The following is a 12,748-nucleotide window of genomic DNA, read 5'->3' as shown; positions in this document are numbered from 1 at the left end:
GCGTCGGGAGCCTCGGTCCCGCCGACGGCCGGTGTTTCGCTCTCGGCGGCGCGGCGTTCGGCGCGTTCGGCCTCCTGGCGGGCCCGGCCGGACTGGAGCCGGGGGATGTACCAGGTGGCGAACAGGCCGATCACGATGCCCGCCACGCAGACCCAGATCCACCAGCGGTCGGCCTTGGGCGGGCCGACGATCAAGAGGACCACCAGCGCGACCGCCCACGCGGCGGTGCCGCCGAGGGCGATCCGCACGTCGTTGGTCTCCAGCGGCGGCGGATCGGCACGGCGCGGTCGGGCGGTCATGTGATCAGCGTAATCGGCGGTACCCGGAGATCTGGATCACACCCCCGCGGGCCGGGGGCGATCAGCGCAGCCCGCCGATCACCATCCGGATCAGCAGTTCGTAGCTCTCCTCCAGGTCCTCGGGCAGGCCGAAGCCCCCCGCGGCCTCCAGCATGGCGAAGCCGTGGACCGACGAGCGCACGCAGCGCGCGGCGTGTATCAGGTCCGGCCCCGCCAGCTCGTAGGCGCGCAGAACGGCCAGGATGATGTCCAGAAGGCGGTTGGCGGCGGCCTGGATGCGAGGCTCCTCCTCGGGCGCCTGGTCCATCGCGGCGTAGCGGCCGGGATGGTCGACGACATAGGAGCGGTAGGCGCGCATCACGGCCCGTACGGCGTCGTCGCCGGAGCGGCCCAGGGCGGCGTCGCCGAGCCGTTCGGTGAGCTCCTCGAGCACCCGCAGGGTGACCAGTTGCCGCAGCTCGGCGAGGTTGCGCACGTGCTTGTAGAGGGACGGGGTCGCGACCCCGGCGACGCCCGCTACGGCGGAGAGGGTGAGGGCGGCGGGTCCCTCGGTGTCGACGATCTCGATGGCGGCGTCGACGACCCCGCCGGGCGACAGCCCCACTCGCGGCATGGGGGAGACCTCCTCGAATGTACGACAGATAGCCATGAAGCTAATCTGATTAGCCATCGATGTCAAGGCTTGGCGTGGCACGATGTCGGGAAGCAAGCCCAGCGACCGATCGGAGGGGTGGAGTCGGCCGCGAACGGCGACCCGCGCGCGTGGAATAGATCACGAACGTGGATCGTTAGCAAAGGCAATGACTTCTGCGAACGAACATGACGATGTCACCGACCGGAAGGCGAGCGCCGTCGTCGGCCCAGGGCCTGGCCGAAGACCTGCGCATCTCGATCGCCCGGCTGTCGCGCCGCCTGCGCACGCTGAGGCCCGCAAGCCCCGACGGCGGCGAGGCCGCGGGCGCCCTGACGCTCACCCAGTTCGCCGCGCTGGCGGCGCTGGAGCGGCACCCCGAGATGACCCCGAGGGAACTGGCCGACCACGAGAAGGTGCAGCCGCCCTCGATGACCCGGGTGATCTCCTTCCTGGAGGACCAGGGCCTGGTGGAGCGGAGCCCGCACCCGACGGACGGGAGGCAGGTGATGCTGAACGTGACTCAGGCGGGCCGGGACCTGCTGGCCGACGAACGTCGCCGCAAGGAGGCGTGGCTGTCGCGCCGCCTCGGCGAGCTGACGCCGGAGGAACGGGCGATCCTGAAGAAGGCCGCGCCGATTCTGGACAAGCTCAGCAAGGCCTGACCCCGGCCGCCCCGCCGGTCGCAGAGCCGGCCGCCCCGCCGGCCGCAGAGCCGGCCGCAGAGCCGGCCGCCCCGCCGGTCGAAGGGCCGCTGGACGAACGGCCGCTGGATGAAGGGCCGGCGGAGAAGGCCGGGATGTTCCGGTCGCTCCGCACGCACAACTACCGGCTGTTCGCGGCCGGTCAGGTCGTCTCCAACACCGGCACCTGGATGCAGCGCGTCGCCCAGGACTGGCTGGTCCTGGAGCTGGCGCACGGCTATGGCGCCGCGGCGCTCGGCATCACCACGGGCCTGCAGTTCCTCCCCATGCTGCTGTTCGGGCTCTGGGGCGGGGTCGTCGCCGACCGCTACCCCAAGCGCCGCGTCCTGATGATCACCCAGATCTCGATGGGCATGCTCGCGCTGATCCTCGGCGTGCTCGCGATCACCGGCACCGCCCAGGTCTGGCACGTGTACGTGCTGGCCTTCGGTCTCGGTCTCGCCACCGTCGTCGACAACCCCACCCGTCAGTCGTTCGTGGTGGAGATGGTCGGCAAGCGCGACCTCCCGAACGCCATCGCCCTGAACAGCGCCACGTTCAACGGCGCCCGGCTGATCGGCCCGGCGGTCGCCGGCGTGCTGATCGCCGCCATCGGCACCGCCCCCGTCTTCTTCGTCAACGCCGCCTCGTTCGGCGCGGTCCTGCTCGGCCTGTACGCGATGCGCGAGAGCGAGCTGAACCTGGCCGCCCCCGTCGCGCGCGCCAAGGGCCAGCTCAGGGAGGGGCTGCGGTACGTGCGCGGGCGCCGCGACCTGATGCTGGTGCTCGTGCTGGTCGGGTTCGTCGCCATGTTCGGCATGAACTTCCAGATCACCATCGCGCTCGTCGCGCGGGAGGTCTTCCACTCCGGGGCGTCCTCGTTCGGCCTGGCCACCAGCATGCTGGCGGTCGGCGCGCTCACCGGCGCCCTGCTCGCCGCCCGGCGCGCGGCCCGGCCCCGCATGCGGCTGCTGCTGTCCGCCGTCCTGGTCTTCGGCGTGGCCGAGGTGCTCACCGGCCTGATGCCGACCTACTGGGCGTTCCTGGTCCTGCTCGTGCCGACCGGTATCGCGATGATGACCTTCACCACCGCGGCCAACGCCACCATGCAGCTGAACGTCGCGCCGGAGATGCGCGGCCGCGTCATGGGGCTCTACATGTTCGTCTTCCTCGGGACCAACCCCCTGGGCGCGCCGATGGTCGGCTGGCTGGCCCAGCATTTCGGCCCCCGGATGACCATCGTTCTCGGCGGTCTGGTGACGGTCGTGGTGGCCCTCGCGGTGGCGGCGTTGTCGGCTCCGCGCGAGGCCGTGCGGCCCGCCCTGTCCAAGGCCCTGGCCAGTGGACTCGCCAAAGGTAGGTCCGAGCTGTCCGAAAGGAGGGCCGCGTTCGCCCGGAACAGGGCGTGACAAGCCGGTACGAGGGCTGACAGGCTGTCCATGTGGCGGTGCACATCGAGCCTCTGGAACGCGTATGAGGCTGTTCGTCGCGCTCGTACCGCCGCCCGAGATCCTGGACGAGCTCGAAGAGGCCCTCGCGCCGTATCGCGACGACTGGGCGGATCTGCGCTGGGTGCGGCGCGAGTTGATCCATGTGACCCTCAGTTTCCTGGGCGACGTCGACGACGCCATGATGGAACGCCTGCTGCCGCGCCTGGAGCGGGCCGTCGCCCGGCACGACCGGCTGGCGCTGTCGCTGGCGGGCGCGGGCGCGTTCCCCAGCAGCGGCGCGCACGCACGGGTCCTGTGGGTCGGCCTGTTCGGCGACCGGCGCGGGCTGGCCCGGCTGGCGGCCTCGGCCACGGCCGCGGGGCGGCGCGCCGGAACGCCCCCCGACAAGCACCGCACGTTCCGGCCGCACGTGACGCTCGCCCGGTGCCGTAACCCGGTCGACGTACGGCCTCTGCTCGAACCGCTGCAGTCGTTCGCCGGCTCGACCTGGATCGCGGAATCGGTCCATCTGATGCGCAGTCATCTGCCCACCAAGGTGAACACGCAGCCCGAGTACGAGTCGATCAAGACCTGGACGCTCGGCTGATCCTAACGCTCTGACCTGCGCCTCCTTCTTTCTCGCGATGGACGCTTGACGAATGAGTGGGTGCTCACTCATTATGAATGAGTACCCACTCAGAGATGAGCTGACGGAGGCAGGACGATGAGCGGTGAATTCAAGGATCTGGCCGGCAAGGTCGTCGTCATCACGGGCGGCTCGCGCGGCCTCGGGGCCCAGACGGCCCGCGAGTTCGCCGGGCAGGGCGCGAAGGTGTGCGTCGTCGGACGCGACGCCGAGGCCCTGGACGGCGTCGTCGCCGGGATCGTCAAGGACGGGGGCACCGCGATCGCGGTGACCGCCGACGCCACCGACTCCGGCGCCCTCGCCTGGGTCCGCGAGCGGACCGAGACCGAGCTCGGCCCGGTGGACGTGCTCTGCGCGTTCGCCGGCGGCCAGGGCTTCCCGGTGCCGAGCCTGGAGCTCACCGAGGAGCGCTGGCGCGAGGTCATCGACGCCGACCTGACCTCGGCGTTCCTCACCGTCAGCACGTTCCTGCCCGGCATGGCCGAGCGCGGCGCCGGATCGATCATCCTCATGTCGTCGGCGTCCGGGCGCCAGCCGAGCCGCGCCAACCTCGCCTACGGCGCCGCGAACGCGGGCCTGGTCATGATGGCCCGCCACCTGGCGAACGAGATCGGCCCGAAGGGCGTCCGGGTCAACTGCATCGCGCCCTCGGCGATCCTCACCGAGAAGGTCGACCAGATGATGCCCGGCGAGATCAAGAAGCAGGTCGCCGCCGACCACCCGCTCGGCCGCATCGGCACCACGCACGACATCGCCCAGACGGCCATGTTCCTGGCCTCCGACGCCAGCGGCTACCTCACCGGCCTGACGCTCGACGTCGCCGGCGGCCGCATCACCAACTGACCCGCTGACGCCACTGCCCCTGCACCCATAACCCCCTGGAGGACCGTCATGAGCACGCCCATATCGCCCGCAGCCCGCCCTGACGCCGTCGCGACGCCGTCCAAGCCCATGCGCGACCACGGCCCCCTCATGGGCTTCCTGTACGTGGTGCTGTTCTTCGTGGGCCTGATCGGCTCCAGCGTCGTCGGCGGCGCGGTCTACCCGTCGCCGTTCGACGACGCGAGCAAGATCCAGCAGTACTTCGCCGACAACCACGACGCCGTCATCCTCATGGGCATCGCCCAGACCGCCGCCGCCCTCGCGCTGGTGGTGTTCGCCGCCGGGATCGGCGCGCTGGTCAGGGACCGCACCAACCTCGGCAGCGGCCCCGGCGGCGTGGTCCAGGCCGCCGGAACGCTCTCCGCCGCGTTCCTCATGCTCTCGGGCCTCAGCGGCTGGATCACGGTCCGCGACGAGGCGCTGGCCCAGCCCGCGCTGGTCCGGGCCCTGCACGACTTCGCCTTCATGACCGGCGGCGTCGCTCAGGTGACCACGTTCGGGCTGTTCGTCGGAACGGCCTCCGCCGCCGCGCTCAAGGCCGGTCTGCTGCCGCGCTGGATCTGCTGGCTGGGCGGGGTCTGCGCCGCGGCCTCGCTGGCCTCGGTCCTCGCGCTCGCCTCCGAGCCCGCCGCGTTCCTGCTGCCCGTGGGCCGCTTCTCCGGCATCATCTGGGTGGTCGCGGCCGGGGTCGTCCTGACGCTCCGCCGCCCGGTCAGCGGGCGCACACAGCGGTGACGCGCAGCCGCCAAGGGCCGTTGCCCTTCGGACCCGCAGCGGTCCTGGCGCCGGTGACCCCATCGGGGGCGCCGGCGCCGAAGGCGTTCACCAGGCTCGTCTTCTGCTGGAACGTGGTGAAGCCGCTGCCGAGCCTGCGCGTGTCGGCCGGGCAGAGCAGCTTGTAGTCCTTGCTCGCGGTGGACCTGCTCGCCGAGGTCCAGGTCCGCACCTGCCACTTGGCGGGGGCCTTCGCGCAGACGGCGTACGCGGTGACCTGAGAGGCATCGGGCGCCTGGACGAAGCCGCCCTTCCCGCGCTTGACGGGGCCGAGCCCGCTCAGAGCCGATCCGCCGGCCGAGGTGACCTTTCCGCCGAAGCCGACCACGCGGGTGCCGACAGGGCAGGGCGCCCAAACCTGGCGCTTGGACGGGGGCCCGCTGGGGCCGGTCTTGCTGACGATGCCGACGTCCGACAGCCCCTTGGCACAGGTGGCGGCGGCGTTCTCGTCCGCACCGGCCGTACCGCCGCCCCAGGTGACGGTGAAGCCGTCGCCGCCGGAGCCGTGGAACGGGATCGCCGCCGTCGGCGCGGAGTGACCCCGCACCCCGGTCGCGAAGCCGCCGCCGCTGATCACGCTGAATCCGGGCGGGCACATCGCGGTGGCGGTCCGGGTGCCGGGCGCGGCCTTGGCGGTGACGTTGCGGATCTCCGTCTGGGCCGCCGCGACGTTCACCGTCTGGGGCGCGGGCGCCGGGTCGGTGGCCGAGTCGGCGCCCGAGTCGCCGAACGCCACCACGCCGGACACGGCCGCGGCCGCCACGACGCCGCCGGTCAGCACGACCGCGGACGCGCGCTTGACCTTCGTGGACCGTGTCGCCTTCCGCTTGCGCGGGGGAGAGATCGGGTCCATGTCCAGCTCGGCCGCGAGCCGCTCGACGGGTGTGTCCTCAGGAGCCAGCGGCGGTTGCGGCTGCCGGGCCGGCTCCGCTCGCTCCGCCTTCAGAACGGGCTGTGCCTGCTGCGCGGTCTGTACGGGCCGTACGGGCCGTTCGGGCTGCGAAGGCTCGGCCTGCCCGGCCTGCCCGGCCTGCCCGGCCCGCTCGGCCCGCTCGGCTCGTTCCGGGGCCGGGCCGCCACCGCCGGCGAGGCGGCGCCGGTGCAGGACGACGGCGCCGACGGCCAGGGCTCCACCGGCGGCGACGCCGATGAGCACGAGGCGGGAGGCCTTCACTATGGACAGCTCCGGATAGACGACGGTCAGGCAGGCATGATTCCGCTGATCCTGACGATGGTGTCACCGACACGCCGCCCGCGGTCGGAAATGCCGCGAAGATCCGAAAATGTGATTGAGCGCACTACAGCTCGGGTGGCGGGGGAGCGGGCCGGTCGGCGTCCGGCGGGCCCCACGGCAGGCCGAACCGTTCGCAGGCGCGGCGCAGCTCGACCAGGTCGGGCGGGAACGACACCTGCCGTACGACCCGGCCTCCCGGGCTCCACACCACGAGGCGGGGCATCCGTTCGGTGGAGTCGTCGATGCCGACGCCGCCGACCCGGTCCCGGCCCAGGTCCCACTGGACCCGGCCGCGGCGGGTGACGACCGCCAGGCCCGCCGACGACACCCGCAGCTGCGACCGGTTGCGGTCGTACAGCCAGTAGCCGCCGAGCCCGACCAGCAGGCCGACGGGTGCCGACCAGCTCGCCGTCGCCGCGAACCCGCCGAGCTCGGGCCCGAGCCAGACCGCGCCGAGCAGCGCGACCACCTGGCAGAGGACGACGCTCATGCCGTACGTGCCGATGCGCGAACGCCGGGTCGCATCCAGCAGGACGCCGGGTGCGGTGACCGGGCCGGGCGGCGGCGTGAGGTCGATCTCGGGCAGGAGCTCCTCCGGCTCGGTCTCGGCCGGGGCCGTCGTGGCCGCCGTCGTCGAAGCCGTGAGCGCGGGCTGCTCCGGTTGCTCGGTTTGTTCGGGCGGCGGGGCCGAGAGCGTGGAGACGGCCGAGTGGAACGCGGCGCTGAGGTAGGCGTCGTACTCGGCGTCGGTGACCGGCAGCCCGGCCCGCCGCGCCGTCTCGCGCAGGTCGGTACGGGAGATCCGCAGCGCCGACAGGGGCGCGGCGAAGAACTCGTCGCCGTCGGAGTCGTACAGCCGGACCCAGGCGTGCCCGGCGATGGTCAGCAGCTCGATCCCGCCGATGCGGTCCTGCGGCATCTTCAGCACGACGTCGCCGGCCGCGTCGGCCCAGCCGAGGCCGCCGTCGGCGACCACGAGGCGCCCGCCGGGCACCTGGGCGAAGATGTCGGGCAGCCCGTCCAGTCCGTAGTCGGGCGTGCGCGGCGGCCGGGTGCCCGGCGTGATCACGCGGTAGCCGTGGTCGTCGAGGGCGTGCGCGAGCTGGAAGGAGTCCAGCCCATGCGCGGGCAGCCGGGCGATCAGCCGCAGCCGGTGGTCGAACGCCAGCACCGCCAGCGAGGACGAGCGCGGCGCCGCCGACACCGGGTCCAGGCGCAGGCCGGGCCCGACCGAGAGCGCCGCGACCTCGGCCGCGTCCAGGCTCGTCCCGCCGCGGCCCTGCACCACCAGCCGTTCGGCGGAGATCGTCCAGCGCACCTGGGCGGCCCGCAGCACCCGGCGCCGCGCGACCAGCACGGCGCCGGTCGCGGCCAGCGCCCAGCAGCCGGCCGCCAGGCGCGGCCCGAACCCGTCGGCGCCCTCGACCGCGATGCGGGCGATCATGGTGGCGCCGAGCAGGCCCGCCAGCGCCCCGAACAGCGCGATCCGGCGCGGGCTCGGCAGATGCGCGGGCGAGGACAGCCGCAGCTCCCCGGACGCGGCCGGAGCGGGTCGCGGGGCCTCGTCGTCGTCGGCGGGCTCGGCCGTCCCGGTCGTACGGGGCGGCTCGTGGGCGGCGGCCAGCAGCTCGGCCTCCTGGTCCAGCAGGCGCTGCTCGGCGGCGTGGTCGCGGGACAGGCCCGCCTCGTCGAAGGTCAGCGGGCCGTCGGCGTCGTCGGCAGCCGGGTCGAGCAGGTCGGCCGCCTCGCCGTCCAGGATGTGCACGGGCATGCCGACGCGGCGCGCGGTCACGAACAGGGCCAGCGGCTCCATGCCCATCGCCGTCAGCTCGCCCACGGCGTTCCGGCCGAACTTGTGGAAGACCGTGAGGACGCCGTCGTCGCTGGTCACGGCCAGGCCGTCGATCCGGGACCGCTCGTAGCTCACGATGCTGAGCCCGCCCGGGCCGAGGCGTTCCAGCCCGTCCTCGGTGAGCCGCCAGTGCGGGCGGGCGCGGCGGCGCCGCGCCTCGGGCAGCGCCCCGATCAGCCAGGGGGTGGCCGCGACGGCGCCGATCAGCGCCGCCCAGAGCCAGACGGGCTCGATGGGCAGCAGCGCGAGGGCCACCGCCAGCAGGGAGAAGGGTCCCGCGGCGACCGGGCGCCACCGGCCGCCGGGTTCGTGCAGGCCGACCAGCTCATGCTCCACAGTCCGCATCCTCACACGGGTCCGGGCGGGCCCGTCCCTCCTTTCACTGTGCACGGCGCTCAGGAGCGCCTGCGTACCACGCCGTATCCGACGACCGCCGCGATCGCCACCGCGAGGATCAGGCCCCCGCTCGCCATCTTCGAGTCCTTCTTCCCCTTGTCCGCGTCGTCCTTGCCGTTGCCCGCCGCCCGCGTCGTCGCGGTCGGGGAGGGAAGTACCTCCGCGGGCAGCGGCACCTGGTAGACCGGCTGGTTCTCACCCTCCGACCCCACCAGCAGCGACCGCCCGTCCGCCGTGTAGGTCACCGACTCGCCCTGCTCCTGGGCGGGCAGCGACACCCCATGCGACTTGCCGGGCCTGCCGTCGTCCTTCACCGAATAGATTCGTGCGCCGAAGTAGGTACGGATGACAAAGCTTCGCCCGTCGGGTGCGAACGCGCCGTCGGTCGCGATCGCCGGGGCGTCGCCGATCTTGTGAAGCTTGTTGTAGCCGCCGGTGCGCAGCTTGGCGGGCGCCTCGTACAGCGCCCCGGAGAACAGCTTGCTGGCGATGTAGAGCCGGCCCGTCTTGGGGTTGATCATCAAGGTCTCGGCGTTGCGTGGGCCGTCCTCGTACTTGAACCTGAACGCCGTGGCGTGGATCGTCTGGCTGCGCAGCTGGGACGGCTCGGGGATCCGGTAGACGGTGACGTACGGCCAGGCGCCGCCGAGGTTGTCGCCGATGTCGGCCGCGTAGATGGCCGGGCGGCCCTTGTCGTCGCGGCCCATCGCCATGGCCTCCCAGTCGCGGGCTCCGGCGCCACCGAAGGTGTAGACGGCCTTGGTGGAGCCGTCCGGGCCGAGTGCGAAGACCTGCGCGACGCCGCCGGAGTCGTTGTGGGTGTAGGTGATGCCCGGATGCTTCACGCTCAGCGCCAGGCCGCTGGACTCGGTGATCCGCGAGTCGCCGATCCGGAAGAGGATCTTGGCGTCCCGCGCCGCCGCTGCCGCTTCAGCGGCGGCGGATTCCGCCGCGGCGGCAGGGCGCGCGCTCGCGGTCGCGGGGACGGCGAGGGCCGGAGAGATCACCAGGGTGAGCGCGGCGAGCGTCGCTCCCGTACGGGCGGCGGGCGAAGGCATGATCCGATCATCCCCGATCACGCGCCCCGCGCCGCGGGTACGTGGTGTCGCGAGTCGCCCTGCCACGGTCAATTGAGCAGCGCGCCGATGACCACGGCCAGGACGAGCGCGGTCAGTACGGTGGGGAGCAGCCATTGGGGCGCGCGATTCACGCTCCGAGCTTATTCGGCCGGACCCCCGGTTCGAACCGGGCGCTCATGATCTGCATCTCATCCATCATGTGCGGATTGTTCGGGATGCTGCGTTCACCCCTCGCGGATCACCCTGGTCTGGCGTCGGAGGCGTTCGTGGCGCTCGGGACGCTGGCGGAGGAGCGGGGGACCGACTCGGCCGGCGTGGCGCTGCTGTCGGGGCGGCCGGTCGTGCGGGACACCAGGCTGCCGGCGGGCCGCGCCGACGCCAGGCGCTCGGACATGCGCCACGCGGCGTGCCGGGTGGTCAAGGGGCGCGGGCGGTTCTCGGAGATCTGGCGCGACGACCTGCGGCCGCATGTGGACGCCTCGCCGGTCGTCCTCGGCCACACCCGGTGGGCGACGCAGGGCTCGCCGTTCGACCTGGTGAACGCCAGCCCGCTGGTCGTGCCCGGCGGCGACGGGCCCGGCATCGTGGCCACCCACAACGGCGACGTGGAGGCGGGCGCGCTGCGGGAGCGGTTCGCGCTGCCGCCCGCGACCGGGACCACCGACAGCGAACGGGTCTTCCAGCTGCTCGCCGGGTGCCGGCGGCCCGCCGACGTGACCCAGGTGCTCGGCACGCTGGTCGGCCGGGCGGCGCTCGCCTGGGTCGACCGGGCCCGGCCCGACCGGGTCCACCTGGCCAGGGCCGCGCTCAGCCCGCTGGCCATCGCCATGGACGCCGAGCAGAACCTCTACTGGGCGTCCAACCCGCGCTGGTACCGAGAGGTCGCACGCGAGACCGGCGTCCGCTTCACCTCGGTCGTGATGCTCCGCGAGGGCACCTATCTGCAGGTCGGGCTGGCCCCGACCCGCAAGCGGCCCGTGCCGCGCGTACTCGGCCGCGCCGCGTTCCAGCCCACGGCGCGCGGCTGGGACACCGATCCCCGGGTGTGGACGGGCTTCACCACCCAGGACATGGAGCGTGATCGGCTCCTGCTCCGCCACCGCGTCGTGGCCGAGCAGGAGGCCGTTGCCTGCTAGCGATGCTCGCTGACCTCGGCCACCGCCCGAGCGCGACCGAAGGTCTGGCCGAGGAACGAGGCCAGATCGCGAAGCGATGCAGCGCTCGCCCCAAGCCCGGTTAGGCCGAGCCGCTAGGCGAGGCCGTAGGCCGGGATTGCTTTAACGGAGCTTCTCGACGACGTAGTCGATGCAGGCCGTGAGCGCCTCGACGTCGGCCGGGTCGATGGCCGGGAACATGCCGATGCGCAGCTGGTTGCGGCCCAGCTTGCGGTACGGCTCGGTGTCCACGATGCCGTTGGCCCGCAGCGCCTTGGCGACCGCGGCGGCGTCCACCGAGTCGGCGAAGTCGATCGTGCCGACGACCTGGGAGCGCTGGGCCGGGTCGGCCACGAACGGCGAGGTGTAGGACGTCTTCTCGGCCCAGGTGTACAGGCGCTGGGACGAGTCGGCGGTGCGCGCGGTGGTCCAGGCCAGGCCGCCCTGCTCGTTCATCCACTCGATCTGCTCGGCGAGCAGCAGCAGGGTGGCGACGGCGGGGGTGTTGTAGGTCTGGTCCTTGGCCGAGTTGTCGACCACGGTCGGCAGGCTGAAGAACTCCGGCACGTACCGGTCGGTGGCGGCGATCTCCTCGATCCGGGCCAGCGCGGCCGGGGAGGCGAGGGCGATCCAGAGCCCGCCGTCGGCGGCGAAGCACTTCTGCGGCGCGAAGTAGTAGACGTCGGTCTGGCTCACGTCCACGGGCAGGCCGCCCGCGCCGGAGGTGGCGTCCACCAGCACCAGCGAGCCGTCGTCGCCGACCCGCTGGATCGGCATGGCGACGCCGGTGGAGGTCTCGTTGTGGGTGAGGGCGTAGACGTCGACGCCGTCCTCGGCGGCCGGCAGCGGGTGCGTGCCGGGGTCGGAGGAGATGACCGACGGCTCGTCCAGCCAGGGCGCGCCCTTGGTGACCTTGGCGAACTTGCTGGAGAACTCACCGAACGTCACGTGCTGGGACTTGCTGCGGACCAGGCCGAAGGCCGCGGTGTCCCAGAACGCGGTGGTGCCGCCGTTGCTGAGCAGGACCTGGTAGCCGTCGGGCAGCGAGAACAGCTGCGACAGGCCGCTGCGCACGCGGCCGACGAGGGACTTGACCGGCTTCTGCCGGTGGGAGGTCCCCATGTAGGCCGAGCCGCTCTCGGCGAGAGCCGCGAGCTGCTCGGGACGGACCTTCGACGGACCGCACCCGAAGCGGCCGTCGGCGGGCTTGATGTCTGCTGGGATGACGATGTCGGTCACTCACAGCAGGCTACCCGGCCCGACTTGAAGATCACCTTTGGGTTCACATGCCGAGACGGGGCCGCCCTGGGGCGATCACCTGCGGCGTCGTAGCGCCCACGCCCCGAGCCCGGCGAGGCCGAGGAGGCACACCAGGGCCACGGTCCCGGGCGGGTAGAGCCACGCGTCGCCCCGGTCGTGGGCCTTCACGGCGTTGCTGATCCCGTCGTACGCCAGGAACGCCAGCAGCAGCGCGATCAAGATCACCGAGACGCGCCCGGCGACCGCGTTGTTGCGGCGGCGCCGCTCCTCGCGTTCCCGCTCGTAGCGTTCGAGCTCCTCGGCCCGGCTCTCCCGCTCGCCCTCCGGCGTCCCGCCGGCCACGGAGGCGGGGCCGATGTCCCCCTCGAGCGGTTCGTCTCCGTCATCGGTCACGTACTCAATGGTGTCAGAAACGATCCTTTTGGCCG

13 protein-coding genes are annotated in these 12,748 nt (G+C 72.7%); 6 read left to right on the top strand and 7 right to left on the bottom strand.

Features of this window, described 5'->3' with window-relative positions; all coding sequences use genetic code 11:
* Both J4573_RS09870 and J4573_RS09865 read right to left on the bottom strand, forming a co-directional pair.
* Positions 1-299: DUF2530 domain-containing protein (locus tag J4573_RS09870; protein ID WP_208254966.1), on the bottom strand; the 299-nt coding region annotated here is incomplete at its 3' end.
* A gap of 61 nt (positions 300-360) precedes the next feature.
* The gene (locus J4573_RS09865; RefSeq protein WP_208254964.1) at positions 361-912 is read right to left on the bottom strand and encodes a TetR/AcrR family transcriptional regulator; all 552 of its coding nucleotides are present in this window, start codon (positions 910-912) and stop codon (positions 361-363) included.
* A gap of 212 nt (positions 913-1,124) precedes the next feature.
* Here J4573_RS09865 and J4573_RS09860 point away from each other — a divergent pair, with 212 nt between their 5' ends.
* The 5 genes from J4573_RS09860 (at position 1,125) to J4573_RS09840 (ending at position 5,306) form a co-directional block, all read left to right on the top strand.
* Entirely contained in the window at positions 1,125-1,595 is a 471-nt protein-coding gene (locus J4573_RS09860) for a MarR family winged helix-turn-helix transcriptional regulator (protein WP_208254962.1), read from the top strand.
* Between the two features lie 134 nt (positions 1,596-1,729).
* Positions 1,730-3,022 (top strand): MFS transporter, encoded by a 1,293-nt coding sequence (locus J4573_RS09855; RefSeq protein WP_208254960.1) that lies wholly within the window; start codon positions 1,730-1,732, stop codon positions 3,020-3,022.
* Between the two features lie 64 nt (positions 3,023-3,086).
* Positions 3,087-3,650 carry an RNA 2',3'-cyclic phosphodiesterase gene (gene thpR, locus J4573_RS09850; protein WP_208254959.1) on the top strand — a complete coding sequence of 188 codons (564 nt, stop codon included), beginning with the start codon at positions 3,087-3,089 and terminating at the stop codon, positions 3,648-3,650.
* 117 nt (positions 3,651-3,767) lie between these two features.
* Positions 3,768-4,532 carry an SDR family NAD(P)-dependent oxidoreductase gene (locus J4573_RS09845; RefSeq protein WP_208254958.1) on the top strand — a complete coding sequence of 255 codons (765 nt, stop codon included), beginning with the start codon at positions 3,768-3,770 and terminating at the stop codon, positions 4,530-4,532.
* A gap of 48 nt (positions 4,533-4,580) precedes the next feature.
* On the top strand, positions 4,581-5,306 hold the full coding sequence (locus tag J4573_RS09840) for a DUF4386 family protein (RefSeq protein ID WP_208254957.1): 726 nt from the start codon (positions 4,581-4,583) through the stop codon (positions 5,304-5,306).
* On the opposite strand, the gene J4573_RS09835 is transcribed toward J4573_RS09840, so the two are convergent.
* The 3 genes from J4573_RS09835 to J4573_RS09825 form a co-directional block, all read right to left on the bottom strand.
* A complete protein-coding gene (locus J4573_RS09835) occupies positions 5,284-6,519 on the bottom strand; it encodes a hypothetical protein (RefSeq protein WP_208254956.1) in 1,236 nt (411 codons plus the stop codon). The genes J4573_RS09840 and J4573_RS09835 overlap by 23 nt on opposite strands.
* 124 nt (positions 6,520-6,643) lie before the next feature.
* Complete coding sequence (locus tag J4573_RS09830; protein WP_243772683.1) at positions 6,644-8,776, bottom strand: hypothetical protein; 2,133 nt, start codon at positions 8,774-8,776, stop codon at positions 6,644-6,646.
* Between the two features lie 50 nt (positions 8,777-8,826).
* Positions 8,827-9,885, bottom strand: coding sequence for a hypothetical protein (locus tag J4573_RS09825; protein ID WP_243772682.1), 1,059 nt, complete (start codon positions 9,883-9,885; stop codon positions 8,827-8,829).
* Between the two features lie 236 nt (positions 9,886-10,121).
* Between J4573_RS09825 and J4573_RS09820 the strand changes: the two genes are divergently transcribed.
* Positions 10,122-11,042 carry a class II glutamine amidotransferase gene (locus tag J4573_RS09820; protein WP_208254954.1) on the top strand — a complete coding sequence of 307 codons (921 nt, stop codon included), beginning with the start codon at positions 10,122-10,124 and terminating at the stop codon, positions 11,040-11,042.
* 141 nt (positions 11,043-11,183) lie between these two features.
* Here J4573_RS09820 and serC read toward each other — a convergent pair whose 3' ends face one another.
* On the bottom strand, positions 11,184-12,299 hold the full coding sequence (gene serC / locus J4573_RS09815; RefSeq protein WP_208254953.1) for a phosphoserine transaminase: 1,116 nt from the start codon (positions 12,297-12,299) through the stop codon (positions 11,184-11,186).
* A 75-nt stretch (positions 12,300-12,374) separates the two neighbouring features.
* Positions 12,375-12,713 carry a hypothetical protein gene (locus tag J4573_RS09810; protein WP_208254952.1) on the bottom strand — a complete coding sequence of 113 codons (339 nt, stop codon included), beginning with the start codon at positions 12,711-12,713 and terminating at the stop codon, positions 12,375-12,377.
* Positions 12,714-12,748 lie beyond the last annotated feature (35 nt).

Origin of the sequence: Actinomadura barringtoniae (assembly GCF_017573505.1) — a bacterium.
Lineage (GTDB): Bacteria > Actinomycetota > Actinomycetes > Streptosporangiales > Streptosporangiaceae > Spirillospora > Spirillospora barringtoniae.
This window is presented reverse-complemented; position numbering and strand designations above follow the sequence as displayed.

Coding starts and splice junctions, on each gene's coding strand:
- J4573_RS09865 (WP_208254964.1), bottom strand. CDS start 912: ATGCCGCGAGTGGGGCTGTCGCCCGGCGGGGTCGTCGACGCCGCCATC.
- J4573_RS09860 (WP_208254962.1), top strand. CDS start 1,125: ATGTCACCGACCGGAAGGCGAGCGCCGTCGTCGGCCCAGGGCCTGGCC.
- J4573_RS09855 (WP_208254960.1), top strand. CDS start 1,730: ATGTTCCGGTCGCTCCGCACGCACAACTACCGGCTGTTCGCGGCCGGT.
- thpR (WP_208254959.1), top strand. CDS start 3,087: ATGAGGCTGTTCGTCGCGCTCGTACCGCCGCCCGAGATCCTGGACGAG.
- J4573_RS09845 (WP_208254958.1), top strand. CDS start 3,768: ATGAGCGGTGAATTCAAGGATCTGGCCGGCAAGGTCGTCGTCATCACG.
- J4573_RS09840 (WP_208254957.1), top strand. CDS start 4,581: ATGAGCACGCCCATATCGCCCGCAGCCCGCCCTGACGCCGTCGCGACG.
- J4573_RS09830 (WP_243772683.1), bottom strand. CDS start 8,776: ATGCGGACTGTGGAGCATGAGCTGGTCGGCCTGCACGAACCCGGCGGC.
- J4573_RS09825 (WP_243772682.1), bottom strand. CDS start 9,885: ATGCCTTCGCCCGCCGCCCGTACGGGAGCGACGCTCGCCGCGCTCACC.
- J4573_RS09820 (WP_208254954.1), top strand. CDS start 10,122: ATGCTGCGTTCACCCCTCGCGGATCACCCTGGTCTGGCGTCGGAGGCG.